General features: G+C 60.9%; 15 protein-coding genes. 10 read left to right on the plus strand and 5 right to left on the minus strand.

Annotation, left to right across the window (positions count from 1 at the left end):
* Nucleotides 1–167: 167 nt before the first annotated feature.
* The 8 genes from ACESMZ_RS16115 (at nt 168) to ACESMZ_RS16150 (ending at nt 10,845) form a co-directional block, all read left to right on the plus strand.
* Nucleotides 168–2,366 carry an FAD-dependent oxidoreductase gene (locus ACESMZ_RS16115; protein ID WP_372958019.1) on the plus strand — a complete coding sequence of 733 codons (2,199 nt, stop codon included), beginning with the start codon at nt 168–170 and terminating at the stop codon, nt 2,364–2,366.
* Nucleotides 2,367–2,415: 49 nt separating this feature from the next.
* On the plus strand, nt 2,416–3,372 hold the full coding sequence (locus ACESMZ_RS16120; RefSeq protein ID WP_372958020.1) for a radical SAM protein: 957 nt from the start codon (nt 2,416–2,418) through the stop codon (nt 3,370–3,372).
* Between the two features lie 217 nt (nt 3,373–3,589).
* Complete coding sequence (locus ACESMZ_RS16125) at nt 3,590–4,999, plus strand: sodium:solute symporter family transporter (protein ID WP_372958021.1); 1,410 nt, start codon at nt 3,590–3,592, stop codon at nt 4,997–4,999.
* Nucleotides 4,996–5,961: a metallophosphoesterase family protein gene (locus ACESMZ_RS16130; RefSeq protein ID WP_372958022.1), complete on the plus strand. Its 966-nt coding sequence runs from the start codon at nt 4,996–4,998 to the stop codon at nt 5,959–5,961. Before ACESMZ_RS16125 ends, ACESMZ_RS16130 begins: the two co-directional genes overlap by 4 nt.
* 132 nt (nt 5,962–6,093) lie before the next feature.
* The gene (gene ectA / locus ACESMZ_RS16135; protein WP_372958023.1) at nt 6,094–6,609 is read left to right on the plus strand and encodes a diaminobutyrate acetyltransferase; all 516 of its coding nucleotides are present in this window, start codon (nt 6,094–6,096) and stop codon (nt 6,607–6,609) included.
* Between the two features lie 155 nt (nt 6,610–6,764).
* Nucleotides 6,765–8,033, plus strand: a complete 1,269-nt coding sequence (gene ectB, locus ACESMZ_RS16140; protein WP_372958024.1) for a diaminobutyrate--2-oxoglutarate transaminase — start codon at nt 6,765–6,767, stop codon at nt 8,031–8,033.
* 128 nt (nt 8,034–8,161) lie between these two features.
* Entirely contained in the window at nt 8,162–9,604 is a 1,443-nt protein-coding gene (locus ACESMZ_RS16145; RefSeq protein WP_372958025.1) for an aspartate kinase, read from the plus strand.
* Nucleotides 9,605–9,864: 260 nt separating this feature from the next.
* Nucleotides 9,865–10,845 carry an RNA polymerase sigma factor RpoD/SigA gene (locus tag ACESMZ_RS16150; protein WP_372958026.1) on the plus strand — a complete coding sequence of 327 codons (981 nt, stop codon included), beginning with the start codon at nt 9,865–9,867 and terminating at the stop codon, nt 10,843–10,845.
* Here the strand turns inward: ACESMZ_RS16150 and ACESMZ_RS16155 are convergent.
* The 5 genes from ACESMZ_RS16155 to pdxH all read right to left on the minus strand — a co-directional run bounded on the left by ACESMZ_RS16155 (nt 10,817) and on the right by pdxH (nt 13,649).
* Complete coding sequence (locus tag ACESMZ_RS16155) at nt 10,817–11,266, minus strand: DUF3429 domain-containing protein (RefSeq protein ID WP_372958027.1); 450 nt, start codon at nt 11,264–11,266, stop codon at nt 10,817–10,819. The genes ACESMZ_RS16150 and ACESMZ_RS16155 overlap by 29 nt on opposite strands.
* Nucleotides 11,263–11,568, minus strand: a complete 306-nt coding sequence (locus ACESMZ_RS16160; RefSeq protein WP_372972972.1) for a DUF6482 family protein — start codon at nt 11,566–11,568, stop codon at nt 11,263–11,265. The genes ACESMZ_RS16155 and ACESMZ_RS16160 overlap by 4 nt, the downstream gene beginning before the upstream one ends.
* Before the next feature lie 67 nt (nt 11,569–11,635).
* On the minus strand, nt 11,636–12,247 hold the full coding sequence (locus tag ACESMZ_RS16165; RefSeq protein WP_372958029.1) for a DNA-3-methyladenine glycosylase I: 612 nt from the start codon (nt 12,245–12,247) through the stop codon (nt 11,636–11,638).
* A 21-nt stretch (nt 12,248–12,268) separates the two neighbouring features.
* Entirely contained in the window at nt 12,269–13,045 is a 777-nt protein-coding gene (locus ACESMZ_RS16170) for a 4'-phosphopantetheinyl transferase family protein (RefSeq protein ID WP_372972973.1), read from the minus strand.
* Entirely contained in the window at nt 13,014–13,649 is a 636-nt protein-coding gene (gene pdxH / locus ACESMZ_RS16175) for a pyridoxamine 5'-phosphate oxidase (RefSeq protein WP_372958031.1), read from the minus strand. Before pdxH ends, ACESMZ_RS16170 begins: the two co-directional genes overlap by 32 nt.
* Nucleotides 13,650–13,742: 93 nt before the next feature.
* On the opposite strand from pdxH, the gene ACESMZ_RS16180 reads away from it, so the two are divergent.
* Nucleotides 13,743–16,457: a DUF748 domain-containing protein gene (locus ACESMZ_RS16180; RefSeq protein WP_372958032.1), complete on the plus strand. Its 2,715-nt coding sequence runs from the start codon at nt 13,743–13,745 to the stop codon at nt 16,455–16,457.
* Entirely contained in the window at nt 16,454–17,053 is a 600-nt protein-coding gene (gene yfbR / locus ACESMZ_RS16185) for a 5'-deoxynucleotidase (RefSeq protein ID WP_372958033.1), read from the plus strand. Before ACESMZ_RS16180 ends, yfbR begins: the two co-directional genes overlap by 4 nt.
* Nucleotides 17,054–17,058: the final 5 nt, after the last annotated feature.

Genomic DNA, 17,058 nt, shown 5'->3' on the forward strand with positions numbered 1-17,058 from the left:
TCGGGCGTATCTGGCCGGGCAAAACAATCTTTTTTGCCCGGACTGGCCCGTACGGCCCGGGATTGCGTATGCCTCAGTGTCCCGGGCGTCCATTGCGCGCTACCCTGTAACAGATTGGCCGTATCCGTGTCTGATACCCGTCATTTCTCTTCCGGACGTTGTAGACCATGTCGAAACCGAAACTGATTGTCCTCGCCCTGATTGCCCTGCTCGTGGCGGCCTTTATCACGCTGGGTGGGCCGGATGTGCTGACTCTGGAGAACCTGAAGCAGAATCAGGTACAGCTGGATGACTGGATTACGCGCAACCTGCTGCTGGCGGTGTCCCTGTACACCTTGGTCTACGTGGTCACCACCGCCCTGTCCCTGCCCGGCGCCACTGTTCTGACCCTGGCGGGTGGGGCCTTCCTGGGCAATCTGGTGGGTCTGGTAACGGTTTCGCTGGCGTCAACCATTGGTGCCTCCCTGGCCTTTCTGGTGGCCCGTTTCCTGTTGCGAGACACCCTGAAGCGCAAGTATGCCAAAACCATCCGCCGGATTGATGAGGGTATCGAAAAAGACGGTGCCTTCTACCTGGCCACGCTACGCCTGGTGCCGGTGTTTCCCTTCTTCCTGATCAACCTTGCCATGGGCCTGACGGGGATGAAACTGCGCACCTATGCCCTGGTCAGCTGGCTGGCCATGTTGCCGGGCACCTTTGTTTATGTGAATGCCGGAACCCAGCTGGGGCAGGTAAGCAGCATGGGCGATATTGTCTCGGCAGACCTGCTGCTGTCGTTTGCATTGCTGGGCCTGTTCCCTCTCATCGCCAAGTTCGTGGTGGGATTTATCCGGCGCCGCCGGGCATACCGGGGCTTCCGTAAACCGGATTCCTTCGACTACAACCTGCTGGTGATTGGTGGGGGATCGGCCGGACTGGTCTCGGCCTACATAGGTGCGGCCGTGAAGGCCAAAGTGGCGCTGATCGAGCGGGACCACATGGGGGGCGACTGCCTGAACACCGGCTGTGTGCCATCCAAGGCGCTGATCCGCAGTGCGAAAGCCGCTGACACCCTGCGGCATGCAGACCGCTACGGTCTGGACTCTGTGCCGGTTTCCGGCAACTTTGCGAACATCATGGGACGGGTGAAGCGGATCATCGGGAAGATCGAGCCCCATGACTCCCCGGAGCGTTACCGCAGTCTTGGCGTGGATGTGATTGAGGGCAGTGCCAGTTTTGCCTCCCCCTGGGAAGTGGACGTAATCCGCAACGACGGGCGCCGGGAACGGCTCAGCGCCCGCAGCATTGTCATTGCCACCGGCGGCAAGCCATTCGTGCCTCCGATCCCCGGTCTGGAGCATATGGAACCGCTGACCTCGGAGAACCTCTGGGACCTGCAGGAACAGCCGGAGCGGTTGCTGGTGCTCGGGGGCGGACCCATCGGTTGCGAACTGTCCCAGGCCTTCGCCCGGCTCGGTAGCCGGGTCATCCAGATTGAGGCTGGCGAGCGGATACTGGCAAAGGAGGATGATGAGGTGGCAGAGCTGGTTCAGCAGCAGTTCCTTGAAGAGGGAGTTGATCTGCGAACCGGCCATAAGGCGGTGGAATTCACCGAGGAGAATGGCGAACGCATCGCCTGGTGTGACCAAAATGGCGAACGGATACGGATTCCCTTTGACCGGGTACTGGTTGCCGTCGGCCGGGCGGGTAACACTGACGGCCTGAACCTGGAAGCCCTGGGTATCGAGCCCAGAGGTAATGGTACCGTCCCGGTAGAGGACGACTTGTCCGTGGGTTACCCCAATGTGTTTGCCTGTGGCGATGTGGCTGGCCCCTACCAGTTCACCCACGCCGCCGCCCACCAGGCCTGGTACGCCGCAGTGAACGGCCTGTTCGGTCAGTTCCGGCGGTTCCGGGTGGATTACCGGGTGTTGCCCTGGGTGACGTTCACATCACCGGAAGTGGCCCGGGTGGGTTTGAGTGAAGCGGAGGCCCGGGAGCAGGGCATGGAGTACGAGGTCACCCGCTACGGCCTGGACGACCTGGACCGTGCCATCACTGAAGATGAGGACCATGGCTTTATCAAGGTGCTGACGGAGCGGGGCAAGGATCGCATCCTTGGTGCGGTAGTGGTGGGCACCCACGGTGGTGAGATCCTGGCGGAGTTTACCCTGGCCATGAAACACGGCATCGGTCTCAACAAGATCCTGGGCACCATTCACCCCTATCCCACCTGGAACGAGTCCGCCAAGTTTGCCGCCGGCCAATGGAAACAGGCCCATGCGCCCCAGGGGGTGCTCGCCTGGCTGGCGCGTTTTCACCGCTGGCGCCTGGGGAGTGGTCGGGCTGTCAAGAGTCAGCGTACCCAGGATAAACCTGTAACATAATGGCCGTTGCCGTGTCTCAGCAATAACCGTTCGTTGCCATGGAGCCCCTATGCCCCTGACTGCCGAGAAAATAATACCTGTTACCGAAGTACTGGAGCCCCGCGCCAGGGACAGCTGGACCCACACCCGGGAGGGTGACCCCCGCGGATACATAGACTCTGACCGTCTTCGGGAGTTGTGGATCCATACCGGCACCGCCTGCAACCTGGCCTGCCCCTTCTGCCTGGAGGGCTCCCACCCGGGAGACGGGCGGATCCCGGGGATGAAGCTCAGCGATGTAGAGCCCTTTATCCATGAAGCGCTGGATATGGGCGTGGAGCAGTTCTCCTTCACCGGTGGCGAGCCTTTTGTGATTCGGGATTTCGTGAATATTCTCGACTACGCCAGCCGGTACCGCCCCTGCTTTGTCCTCACCAATGCCACCGAACCCTTGCTGAAGCGGCGGCACCAGGTACTGCCGCTGCTGGATAACCCCCATCCGATCCATTTCCGGGTCAGCCTGGATTATCCGGATGCGGCCCGCCACGATGTGGACCGGGGCGAAGGCAGCTTTGACAAGGCGCTGGAGGGCATCCGCTGGCTGGTGGATCAGGGTTTCAAGGTGTCCATTGCCCGGCAAAGCGATCCCATGGAGGACCCGCTGCAGGTGGAAAATGCCTTCCGGGCGATTTTTCGGGACTGGGGCATTCCGGAAACCCTGGCCTTTACCGCTTTTCCCGACCTGGGTACCCCGGGGTCCGACGATGGCAGCCCGGAAATCACCGAAAACTGCATGGAAAAATACCCTACCCGGGAAAGCCGCGCTCACTTCATGTGCACCTACACCCGCATGCTGGTGAAGAAGGACGACCAGGTGCGGGTTTTCGCCTGCACCCTGGTGGACGATGACCCGCAGTACGACCTCGGTGGCACCCTGGCGGAGAGTATGGATGAACGCATTATGCTGCGGCATCACCGGTGTTTTTCCTGCTACCGGTTTGGGGCCAGCTGCAGCGCACCAACATAAACCGCCTGAGTCAGAGCTTGAAGGGCGGCCCGCACAGAGTATGAAGAGCGTGTGGTGGGGGCCCCTTTCGCAGCAGCGCCATGGATGGCGCAGTGCAAGGTCGGGCCAGGGAAGGCCCGTGAATTGCAGCGGAGAAAGGGGCCCCCGCCGCAGGCTCCGCCCCCCAACTGTCATGCAGACCAAACAGTCGATACCTGGATAACCGAGGAAAACGGGAATGACCGGCACTGAAGCCACCCTGTTCTGGGGCTTTCTGATCGTCTACGGGGTGGTAATGTATGCCCTGTCACCGAAGAGTCGCAACGCTGAGTCCTTCTATAAAGGCGCCGATGATCAGGGACGGCCAGTAGGTCAGTGGTCACTCACGGCTTCCATATTCATCAGCTGGATCTTCGCCAAGTCCGTGACTAACGCGGCCAATCTGGGCGCCACCTACGGTGTCACCGGTGGCCTGGCCTATGCCGCTTACTGGCTGTCCATTCCGGTCGCCGGTTACATCATCTACCTGATCCGTACCCAGACCGGGGCGGGCAGCCTGCAGGAGTTTCTTACGTCCCGCTTTGGCCGACTGGCGGCGCTGAGCTTTGCGGCGGCAATCCTGATTCGCCTGTACAACGAGGTGTGGAGCAATACAGCGGTCGTGGGCGGTTACTTCGGCAATGTCGGGGAATGGCCCTACTACACGGCGGCCATGGTCTTTACCGCCTTCACCCTCGCCTACAGCCTCAAGGGCGGCCTGCGCAGCTCCATCTTCACGGATGTGATCCAGGCAGTGCTCTTCGTGTTCTTTGTGGCAGCGGTGTTGTTCCTGATCATCCCTGCCAACGACGCGGGCACCCTGCTCACCACCGGCGAGTTCCGGCTGGAGGCCGGTATGGATCTGTTGCTGGTGGCTGGCCTGCAGCTGTTCAGCTATCCGTTCCATGATCCGGTACTGACCGACCGGGGGTTCGTGAACCGGGAAAAGACCATGCTGAAGAGCTTTGTGGTCGCGGGCCTGCTCGGCTTTGTGGCCGTGTTTATTTTCAGCCTGGTGGGTGTACACGCACGGCTCAATGGCATTGATGCCGGTGGCAATGCCCCGGCAGCAGTAGGCCAGGCCCTGGGACTGACGGCATTGTTCCTGATGAGTGTGGTGATGATGACCTCCGCCGGATCGACCCTGGACTCCACCTTCACCTCGTTCTCCAAGTCCATCGCCGTCGATCTGCCAAGACTGGCCAGGCGGGCCGCCGAGCGCCTGCCTAGTATGAAGGTGGGCGCTGCGGTGATGATCATCTTCGCCATCCTCGGCAACCTGCCCATGTTTGCCGGTACCGACATTCTCAAGGCAACCACCATTTCCGGCACCATGGTGATGGGGCTGGCACCGGTTTTCCTGTTCTACGGCTTTACCCGCTGGTCGCCCTGGAGCTTCCATCTCAGTTTCTGGACCGGGCTTGGGTTGGGTGTACTGCTCACCGTCGGCTGGATACCGGACTCCTGGGCCATTGGCGATGGTGCCTACGCCCTGCTGCTGGGCACCAATGCCTGGGGCATCCTGATCTGCACCACCGGGTTCTTCGTGCCACTGGTGCTGCGCCGCCTTTCGGGTCGCTCGCTGGCTACAACCGGGGCGGGTTCATGACCGAAGGCCGCAGCTGTCCCCTGCATTATCGGTATCGTCCGGAGCAGCTCACCATGGCACCGCAAGCCTGCGATGCCGATGTGCTCTATGTGATCGGCGGCCTCTACGGAAACCCCTTCGCCCTGGATGAAATCGAAGCCATGGCGGAGCGGGAGCAGCAAGGCGGTTTGCGTGTAAAACTGATCTTCAACGGCGATTTCAACTGGTTCAACGCCGACGATGCGCTTTTCCGGGACGTCAATGACCGGGTGCTGTCGCACGATGCCATTACCGGTAACGTGGAATACGAACTGGCCCGTCCCGGCGATGGTGCCGGGTGTGGCTGTGCGTATCCCGACTTCGTGGAAGACGCAGTGGTAGAGCGCTCCAATCGCATCATGGAGCGCCTGCAGCGGGTGGCGGGAAACCACCCGGATCTGCAGGAAAGGCTTGCTGGCTTGCCCCGTTATCGGTGCCTGATCTTTGGAGGCCTAAAGGTTGTCATTCTGCATGGTGATCCGGAGTCCCTCGCCGGCTGGGGGCTGGCCCATGAGGCCCTCACGCAGGCAGGTGATGGTCAGCTCGCCGAATGGTTCCGGCAAACCGATGCGGATGTGATCGTCAGTACCCATACCTGCCTCCCCGTGATTCGTCACCTGACCGTGGGTGGCCGTGTCCGGCTGTTCCTGAATAATGGCGCCGCGGGCATGGGGAACCTGCTTGGTGACCCCCGGGGTCTGATTGCCCGCCTGGCCCTGACCAGCCCGGCACCAGAGGGGCTGGGGCCTGAGTACCCGCTCCCGCTGCACGGCGCGCTGGTACCGGTAGACTTTCCCCTGGCTGACTGGATCGTCCGGTTTGACCATCTGTGGCCACCGGGCAGTGACGCTGCCTTGTCATATCGCCATCGTATCCTTAAAGGGACGTCGCTCACCGTGAAACAATTGCTGGGTCTGACTGGAACCGGTGAGAGATTGATCTAATATGAAAGAGCGCTGGTTTCGCTCCATGGTTCAGGGCAGGCGTGTGGCTGGTCCTCTGACCGGGCGGCCGGTTGATTTTTATTTTGTGGTCTATATAATTCACCACTAACGTTTGCAGCGAAAAGACTGAACATGACAACCGAAGGTTCAAATACCACCGCCATCACCCTCCGTAAACCGGTCAAGGATGATGGCTTCCGGCTTCACCAGCTGGTGGCAGAGTGTCCGCCACTGGATCCCAATTCGATCTACTGCAACCTCCTGCAGTGCAGTCACTTTGCCGATACGGCTGTGGCAGCGGAGATGAACGGCGAACTGGTCGGCTTCATTTCCGGATATATCCCCCCCCGGCAGCCTGATACGGTTTTCGTCTGGCAGGTCGCGGTTCATGAGAAAGGCCGAGGTCAGGGGCTCGCCAAGAGAATGCTCAAGGAAATCGTGGCGCGGGATGCGTGCAAGAACGTTACCCATATGGAAACCACGATCACTGACGATAACGAAGCCTCGTGGGCATTGTTCCGCTCGTTCGCCCGGGACATGGGCGCGGAAGTGAAATACCACGAGCACTTCGAAAAAGAGATGCATTTCGGCGGCCAGCACGATTCCGAATTCCTGTTACGCATAGGTCCTTTCACCCGCAAGGGGTGATCGCACCGCCATCGCTTTTGTTTGACGGGCCGGCAGGGGGTAAGAGGAACCCCTGCCCCTCAGTGCCCCTGAAACTGTGCGGTGTGCCGGTCGCGACCGAACCCGTCCGGCATCCGCATTTCCACCTCGAACCTGACATGCTAAGAGGCAAGACAATGGAAATTTTCAAGTCTGTTGAATCTGAAGTTCGCGTTTATTCACGGGCCTTTCCGGTCATTTTTAACCGGGCCAAGAACGCGCACCTGTATACCGAAGACGGCAAGGAATACCTGGACTTCCTGGCTGGCGCCGGGTCCCTGAACTACGGACATAACAATGATGTCCTGAAGAAAGCCCTGCTGGAGTACATCGAGTCTGACGGTGTAAGCCAGGGCCTTGACCTGTTCACCACCGCCAAGCACGACTTCATCGAGTCCTACAAGAAGTACATCCTTGAGCCCCGGGGCCTGAACTACAAGATGCAGTTCACCGGGCCCACCGGCACCAACTGTGTCGAGGCCGCCCTGAAACTGGCCCGCAAGGTGAAAGGCCGCACCAACATTATCTCCTTCACCAATGGTTTCCATGGCGTTACCACCGGTGCCGTAGCGGCTACCGGCAACAAGCATCACCGTGGTGGTGTGGGCATGCCCCTGGGCAACGTGGACTTCATGTTCTACGACGGCTACCTGGGCGAAGACGTGGACAGCCTGGCCATTATGGACAAGCTGCTGTCTGACGGTTCTTCCGGCTACGAAACCCCGGCTGCGGTGATTGTTGAGGCGGTACAGGGTGAAGGTGGCCTGAATGCTGCCCGTGCCGAGTGGCTGCAAGGCCTGGAGAAGCTGTGCAGGAAGCACGACATGCTGCTGATCCTGGACGATATCCAGGCCGGTAACGGCCGTACCGGTGAGTTTTTCAGCTTCGAATTTGCCGGCATCAAGCCCGACATGGTTACCGTGTCCAAGTCCCTCAGTGGCTACGGTCTGCCCATGGCACTGGTGCTGTTCAAGCCGGAGCTGGACATCTGGGAATCCGGTGAGCACAACGGTACCTTCCGGGGTAACAACATGGCGTTTGTCACCGCGCGCACTGCCATCGAGACCTACTGGAAGGACGATGCCTTCGCCAACGAGGTGAAGGCCAAGACCAGGGTTCTGGGTGATGCCCTGCAGGTCATCTGTGACAAGTATCCGGGAGAGTTCCACGTCAAGGGACGCGGCCTGATGCGTGGTATCGAGGCAAAGAACGCCGAGCTGACCGATGCCATTACGTCCCGCGCCTTCGAGAAGGGGCTGATTATCGAGACCAGTGGTCCCAACGACGAGGTCATCAAATGCCTGATGCCGTTGACCACCAGTGAGGACGACCTGAAAAAAGGTGCTAAGATTCTGGCTGAAAGTGTGGACGAAATCATGCAGGAAGGGATCAGCGAAGCGTCATAAGACGCCAGTGACCCGGCTGGTTGATTTGATAGTTTCCCGGGCTAGTCCCGGGAAACTGCGAATCTCGCGGGGCGGGCACTTGCTGACCTCCCTGGCCATTCATTCTGCAGGATAACGACGGAAACACCATGACTAGCCAATTGCATACCGTCGAGAAGATCGGCGGTACCTCCATGAGCAACTACGAGGCGGTCCGCGATAACATCATCATCGCAGATCGCAGCAAGGATGACCTGTATCAGCGCATCTTCGTGGTGTCCGCCTACGGTGGCGTGACCAACGAGCTTCTGGAGCACAAGAAAACCGGTGAGCCGGGCGTCTATGCCCTGTTTGCCGATGCCGAGTCTGACTGGGCCTGGGGTGACGATCTTACCAAGCTGGTAAAGTTCCTCACCGACATCAACGGCGAGCTGTTTGTCGACCCCATGCTTAAGCAGCAGGCCGACCAGTTCATCACTGACCGTATCGAAGGTGTTCGGGGCTGCCTGATCGACCTGCAGCGGCTGTGCTCCTACGGCCAGTTTCAGCTGGAAGAGCACCTGCTGACCGTGCGGGAGATGCTGGCGGGTATCGGCGAGGCCCACAGTGCCTTCAATACCGCCCTCAAGCTTCAGCAGGAGGGTATCAACGCCCGCTTTGTGGACCTTACCGGCTGGCGCGACAACGAACTGTTGCCGCTGGACGAAAAGCTCAAGCAGGCATTCGATGCCGTCGACCTGACCCGCGAGCTGCCCATTGTTACCGGCTATGCCCAGTGCAAGGAAGGCCTGATGCGCACCTTCGACCGGGGCTACAGCGAGATGACCTTCAGTCGGGTGGCGGTAATTACCAATGCCCGGGAAGCGGTTATCCACAAGGAATATCACCTGAGTTCCGCGGACCCCAACATCGTTGGCGCCGACAAGGTGGTGCCCCTGGGTCGGACCAACTACGATGTGGCCGACCAGTTGGCCAACCTCGGTATGGAGGCCATCCACCCCCGGGCGGGCAAGGGCCTGCGCCAGAACGAGATTCCCCTGCGGGTGAAGAATACCTTCGAGCCTGAGCACACCGGCACCCTGATCACCGGCGATTACGTCAGTGAGAAGCCCCGGGTGGAAATCATCGCTGGCGCCAAGGGTATCTTCGCCATTGAGGTGTTCGACCAGGACATGCAGGGCGAGCCGGGCTATGACCGCCGGATCCTGGAAGTACTGAGCCGCTTCAAGGTGCGGTTTGTGTCCAAGGATACCAATGCCAACACCATCACCCATTACGTGGACAGCACCCTCAAGCACGTGAAGCGGGTAGTCAAGGCGCTGGAAGAAACCTTCCCCAACGCGGAACTCAATACCCGCAAGGTAGCACTGGTGTCAGCCATTGGTTCCGACATGAAAGTGCCGGGTATCCTCTCACGCTCGGTGAAAGCACTGGCGGACGAGGAAATCAGCGTGCTGGCGGTTCACCAGTGCATGCGCCAGGTGGACATCCAGTTTGTGGTAGACGAGGACAACTACGAGAAGGCCATCGTGGCCCTCCACGGTGCCCTTATCGAACCCCACAACCACGAATACGCCATTGTGGCGGCCTGAAGCCCTGCTCCAGGTAAAGCGGTTATCGGCGGATAGAACCGGTCGCTTCATCCGCCGGTAAGGGAGGATGTCTTGCCTCCTGACCGGGGCACCCGGTGCATTGCGCCGGGTGCCTGCCGGTCCCCACCGGGTCGCGACCCGCTTCCTGTTATTCTGATACCGTTTTCCCCTCCGTAAGCTGCAATCCGTGCCGGTTCACTGTCCGTAAATACTGACAGATCCTGAACCGGGACCGGTGACACGGTCCCTGCGGAGTGCCCATGCGACACGACTCCCTGAACGACCTTTCCGAAAGCCTGGTGTCCCGCTATTTCCGGGATGTATCGGGTCATGACCTGTTAACGCCAGCCCAGGAACAGAGGCTTTCTGCCCGACTGTCCCGTGTGTTCGGCCGGCTTTCTGACCTCACTGGCTGTAGCGTGCCCGCTACCATCCGTGAGGCCAGGGATTGCTATGCCGGGCTGCCCACGGGTAATCACGGGCGCCGGCTGAGGGCACTGCTGGAAGGCTGCCGGGACCGCCTGATCCGCAGTAATCTCCGCCTTGCGGTTCACATTGCCCGTCGCCATGACTATACGGGCATGGCCATGGGGGACCTGATCCAGGAAGCCAATATTGGTCTGATAAAAGCCGTGGACCGCTTCGATCCCGCCCGCGGGTTCCGTTTTTCCACCTACGCTTACTGGTGGATCACCGAAGAAGTCAGGCGCGCCCAGAAACGGGGGCAGCGGGTGGTGCGGGCGCCGGACCATGTCATTGATGAGATCCGCCAGTTACAGGCGGTCACCATGCGCTTGCACCATCGTCTTGCCCGTCAGCCGCGCCAGAGCGAACTGGCCCGGGAAATGGAAGTGGATCCGTCCCGGATCAGTGAGATCAGGGGGTATGCCGCTACCGAACTGTCCACGGAGCTGACCCTCGGTGAAGGTAGCGATACGTCACTGGGGGAAACCCTGGCTGATGAAAGGTTTGACCCTGCTACCCTGGTGCAGGGCAATGACCACAAGCGAACCCTGGGGGCGCTGATGGACCACCTGAACCACCGGGAGAAAGAGGTGCTGACCCGCCGCTTCGGCCTGGGGATGGATTCGGAGCATACCCTTCAGGTGATTTCGGACGATCTGGGCATCAGCCGTGAGCGGGTGCGCCAGATCGAGAAGGGGGCCATTCGAAAGCTACAGGAACTGACCTTCTCCCGGAGCATCAATCACCCTATGGGTGAAGGAACATCCAGCCAATGACCGCCAGCTGGCAGAAGACCACCACGGTGGTGAGTCCTACCCGCAGGCGGCGGTACCACAAGGGCCAGTAGTTGTAGAGCCAGCGTACGTCGATCAGGCATAACGCCACATAGGCCACCGGGTAGACCAGGGCCCGCCACTCCAGCGGCAGCAGAAGTGCCAGCCCCCCTGCCAGGAATAGCGCCTGGCTGATGACCAGTGTTACCACCGGAGACAGCGGGTAGCATCGGTTCTCCAACTGCATGGCCACAGGCCAGTATACCCCCGCCATAAAGGCCAGGATGCCCGCACTGTAGATATGAAACCAGGAAATTAGCCAGCCTGCGTACTGTGGCATCACAAGCAGGCCGATGACGCCGGCCAGGAAGGGGATCAGTCCGGCCACCCCCACCAGCATGGCCAGCCTTTCAACGGAGATCACTGTGGTTGCCCCTGGAGTTGGATCCTCAGCGGATCCACCGGTGCGGGCTCCATGCCCGCCATCTCATTGTAGGCGGAGGCGTGGACCACGTCGGTACGCTGAATGTCGATCTCTTTGAGGGTATCGAGCACCTCCCAGCTGCTGCGGAAGAGCCGGGTCTTGCCGTACGGGTCGGACAGAATCAGGGTCTGCTCACCAAGATAAACACGGGCCATGTATTTTTGTCCTTCAATGGACAGAATTTCCAGCAGCGTCACCGGGCCGTTTCCGGCCTTGTACAGCTCAGCAAGGGTAATGCGCACGGGTATATCCCCATCGGGTGAAGGTGTCTTCCAGTACCCGGAATTACGCCGTGAACGAGGGGAAAGATCAGTGTGATGGCAAGAAAAAGCTGTCGGCCTCACCCAGCTCACGACAGGGCTGGTGGGCAGGGCAGTGCACCAGGTGGTCATTGACCATGCCGGTGGCCTGCATGAAGGCGTAGACAATGGTGGGGCCAACGAAATTGAACCCCCGCTGCTTCAGCGACTTTGACATGGCTTCAGCCTCGGCGGTGGTGACCGGTACGTCGCTGATGCTCTGCCAGCGGTTCTGGATGGGGCGTCCGTCGACAAAGGACCACAGGAAGCCGCTCAGGGACTCGCCCCGGTCCCTCATGGCCAGCCACGCCCGGGCATTGCGGATAATGGATTCCACTTTCAGGCGATTGCGGATGATGCCGGGGTCCGCCAGCAGCGCCTCGACCTTGCGCTCGTCGTAACGGGCTATTTTTTCCGGGTCGAAGTGGTCGTAGGCGGTCCGGTAGCCCTCCTGTTTGCGGAGGATGGTAATCCAGCTCAGGCCGGCCTGCTGACCGTCCAGGCAGAGCTTTTCAAACAGGGCCTGGTCGTCCGTTTCCGGACGCCCCCAGACCTTGTCGTGATAGGCAACATAGAGCGGGTCGGTGCCGCACCAGGGGCATCGTTCGGCATTCCGGTCCATGGTACTGGTTCCTCCGGTCGTTCAGTTGTCCGCGTTATTCGCGGGCGGGACCTGGGTCATGGGGCAGATCATCCATGGTTGCTCCGCCAGTCGTTCCAGCTCCGCAGGTATCAGGTGAGTCTCATCGCTGCCATGAACCAGGTGGAGGGCTGGTGCCCGGTCCGTACTTTCATCCCGCCAGACCACGGCAATCATATAGCCCTCTGCCTGGGTCAGTGCCGTATGCCAGGTTTCGCCGGGCCGATCACCGATGAGGTCCAGGTTGGCACTGACTTCCAGCGTCTGCAGGTTATTGGCGATGCCCCGGCCGGTGGCCTTGAGCCAGGCTTCCTTGAGTGTCCAGACCTGCAGAAAGGCATCCTGGTCCGCCTGCGACAGCAGCCATTCCTGTTCCGCTGACGTAAACCACCGGCGTACGATCCGGCGCCAGTTGATGTCCCGGTAAAGCGGCTCGATATCCACGCCGACCCCCGGGCGGGACGACACGGCGCAGGCGGACATGCCATGGCTGTGGCTCAATGACAGTTGCCAGCCTTCGGGCTCCGCTGAGGCTACCGGGCGCCCATGTACCGGGCGGCACAGATGGGGGGCCAGGCCGCTGACACCATACAGGGCCTGGCGTACCAGCCAGCGGCTGTGAACGAACTCCAGCGTCCGGCCGGTGGCCATCCCCGAGGCGACTTCACGCTCGTAGGCACCCAGCCAGTCCGGGAAGTCGTAGGGCTCCAGGGGCTGGCGGCCGAGCCAGACGGAAACGCTGGCACGGTCAGGGTTGGAGTCGTTGGATGGTCCAGCCATTGTCGCTCCTGAGGTATTCAAAACGGTCGTGCAGGCGGCTCGGGCGACCCTGCCAGAATTCGATGCGACGGGGAACTACCCGATAACCCCCCCAGAAGGAGGGGAGGGGAATTTCTCCATCCCCGAACTTGCGCTTGATCTCGGCCACTTTCTGTTCCAGCAGGCCCCGGGAGCGGATCACCTTGCTCTGTTCGGAAACCCAGGCGCCCAGCTGGCTGCCACGGGGACGGCTGGCGAAATAGCGAAGGGACTCGGTCTGACTGACCCGGGTCACCATGCCCTGCACAATGACCTGCCGGTTCAGGCCTATCCAGGGGAACAGCAGCGCGGCTTTCGGATTTTCTTCCAGCTCCCGGGCCTTGCGGCTGCCATAATTGGTATAGAATACAAAGCCGTCATGGTCGAAGTATTTCAGTAATACCGTGCGCAGGTCCGGCTGGAAATCCGCACCGGTGGTGGCCAGCGACATGGCGTTAGGCTCGAGGATACCGGCTTTCCTGGCATCATTGAACCAGAGCTCGAATTGCCGGACCGGGTCATCGTCCAGGTGCTCGCGGTCGAGGCCTTCGCTCTCGAAATCGCGGCGCATATCACCTATATCCATCGGGGATTCCTGATATAAAGGTTGGGTTCGAATCTACGCTTCTATATTCTTTCAGGATCACGATCGCTTGAGAACCTCAAAGGAGTTGACGAAGTGACCCAAACCGCCCGACGCAAACCCGCCTGGCGCCGCTGGTGGTTCTGGCTGCTGGTACTGGCGCTGGCCTGGCTGGTCATCGGGTTCGGCCTGGTACCCATGTACCTTTCCTCGGCCATTCCGGATCGGGCACAGCAGTCGCTGGGCTGGAGCACTGAGGTCGGCGATGTCAGTTTCAACCCCTTCACGTTTACCCTGTCGGCCGAACGCGTCCGCGCCACTGACGATGACGGCGAACAGGTCTTCACCGCAGATAGTATCACCCTTGACCTTGGCCTGTTACAGCTGGTCCGGGGAGCCGTGAATGCCCAGCAGCTCACCCTCGAAAATCCGTTCCTGCGACTTGATGTGTTGCCCGGTGGCAGTACAAACCTGGTGGAAGACTGGCGCAAGCACGGCGGCGCCGATAATGACAACAGCTCATCGGTACAGTGGATGCTTGGCGAGGGCGTGGTCAACAGTGGCCGCGTGCAGTTGAGGCGCCTGCCAGCGGAAGCCAATGGCGAGGTCCGCTCATTTACAGTGGAGACCATCGGCCTGACCGTGGCGGACGTGGCCGGCTCTTCGCAGGATGATCCGGGCAACTACACCCTGCAGGCCGCCATGGGCGGGCAGATAATGAAATCCCGGGGCAGTCTCAGCGTGGATCCGCTGTGGTCCAACGGTCACCTGTCACTGAGTGATGTCGATTCGGACGCTCTGCAGAGCTGGCTCGGGGAGTACCTGCCATGGCGCGTTCACGGGGGTCGGCTGTCCTTCGAAACCACGTTCCAATTCGCCTATGACGACAAGGGTATCGCCCTGGCCACCCGTGACGGCCAGCTTGACGCTCGGAACCTGGAGCTGGCGGACCCGCAGGATGCTGAACAGGTGCTTGCCAGTGCTGAATCCCTGGCAATGGAGGGGGTAGCCTTCAATCTGGAGGGGCCGGAGCTGGTGATATCCGCCATCGCCGGTGAATCACTTTATCTGGATGCACTGGTTACAGAGGACGGCACCTTCAACCTGACCCGTCCGCTGCAGCGGACGGATGATGCCTCCCGGGGGCAGGGTAACAGCGGTGAGGGATCCCTGCGCTGGTCCGTGGGGCGTCTTGATATCAGCAAGAGCACCATCGACTGGCGGGATGAGCGTGTGCAGGATCCGGTGGAACTGACGCTGCAGGATGTTGAGCTGAACCTGGGCGCCATGACCGAACAGCTGGAAGAGCCCGTCACCTACCAGGCCAGGGCTGCGCTGGAAAAGGGGGGAACGGCCTCGGCCAATGGCCAGTTCACCCTGGTCCCGCTGACCTTCGAGGGCGGGGTGAACGTGGACCAGCTGATGCTGGCCCCGTTTAATGGCTACCTGGCACAGATCAGTGAACTCGAAGTCCGGGAAGGCATGCTGAACCTGTCCGGCAACATTGATATTGATGTGCAGGATGATCCCCTGACCGGCACGTTCAGTGGACGGGGCAGCATCAGCCAGTTTGACAGCCGGTTGCCGGATGAGGACGAGGGCACCCTGGCGTGGCGGGAGCTGCGCCTGGATCCCATTGAATATAACTTCTCGCCGGCCCGGCTGGAACTGGGCACGGTAACCCTGTCCGAACCTGAACTGGATGTTGTCCAGTACCCCCAGAAGCCACTGAATGTGGTCCGCTTTCTCGGCCCGGGAAATGACGGGCGGGAGCGCAACAGCGAGGCCTCTGGCGACGCCGCTCAGACCCTGATCTTCCGGCTCCGGCAGCTGGACCTGTCCAGCGGAGAGATCCGTTATACAGATCATACCCCCCGGCCATCCTTTGCCAGTCGGCTGCATGACGTACAGGCATCCGTGGTCGGTCTCAGCAACATCAGGCCCCAGCAGGGCCGTTTCAATCTGCGAGGCACCCTGGATGATTCCGGTGATTTCCGGGCCGAGGGTACGATCGCCACCCTCGGCACCGAAGACCAGTCCGAGGTCAGGGCCACGCTGGAAGGGCTGTCCATGCCCGTGCTCAACCCCTACTTTGGTTACTACCTGGGCTACCGTGTGGACAGTGGCAAGCTCTCTGGCGAGGGCCATTACGAGTTCCAGGGAACCCGCCTGGAGGCCACCAACAACCTGGTCCTGGAACGCCTGGAGCTGGGGGAGGCGGTACAAAGCGACGCCGAAGTCACCGCGCCAGTTCGCCTTGGCCTGGCCCTGCTACGGGACGACAACAACCGGGTGAGTCTGGATATACCGGTCAGCGGAGACCTGGCGGACCCTGAATTCAACATGGGACCGGTAATGATGCGCACCTTGCGGGCCTCGCTGGTCAAGGCCGCCATGTCGCCATTTAACCTGCTGGGCTCCATTGTGGACCTGGGGGAGTATTCCCCTGAAGAGCTCGGTGGCGTGGGCTTCCTGGCCGGGGAAACCACCCTTGCCATGGGCGAATACACCAAGATGGAAACCGTTGCCAGGGCGCTGGATGCGAGAAACGAAATTGTGCTGACTATCCGGGGCGTTGCACTGGAATCGGCAGATCTGCCGGCCCTCGAGGCCACGCTCGGCGAAGATGAATCCGTGCCGGACGATGCCCTTGAGACGCTGGCGTCCCAGCGGGGCACCAGCCTCAAGCGCCTGCTGGAGGACGAGTACGGGGTCTCCCCAGAGCAGATTTTCCTTCAGGCACCGGAGGTGCGAGCCGGTGAAGACAGCGAAGGTCCGGTGACCATCGAGTTTGAGCTGGAAGTCCGATGACGAAGCCGGTGCTCAGTCATTTCTTTGCCTACATCGGCCGGCTGCGGTGGATTCGCCGTTGGGGGCTGATGCGCAATGCCATTGAGGAGAACGTCGCCACCCACTCCTGGGAGGTGGCCACCCTTGCCCATGCCCTGGCAGTGATCCGCAACCGGCATTTCGATGGCCGCGTCAACCCGGAAACCGTCGCCACGGCGGCACTCTACCATGACGCCACCGAGGTCATCACCGGCGATATGCCGACCCCGGTGAAGTACCACTCGAAGGTGATGCGGGAAGCCTTCCGGGATATCGAACACAAGGCCTCCGATGAGCTGCTGGCCTTGTTGCCGGAAAGCCTGCAGACCGACTTTGCCCCCTATATCCAGGAGGCACGCTGGCAGCCGGATGTGGCGGAGCTGGTGAAGGCAGCAGACCGCCTGTCGGCCCTGCTCAAATGCGAGGCGGAAATCCAGGCCGGCAACCGGGAGTTTGAGCCGGCGGCCCAGCAGATCCGCGAGCGGCTGGAGCAGGAAGCCCTGCCGGAAGTGAGGTATTTCCTGGAGGTCTTTGCCCCGGGTTACAGCCAGCCCCTGGACCATCTGCTGGGGGACTGATGCTG

This window comes from Marinobacter sp. (assembly GCF_041690615.1).
In the GTDB taxonomy this organism is placed as follows: Bacteria; Pseudomonadota; Gammaproteobacteria; order Pseudomonadales; family Oleiphilaceae; genus Marinobacter.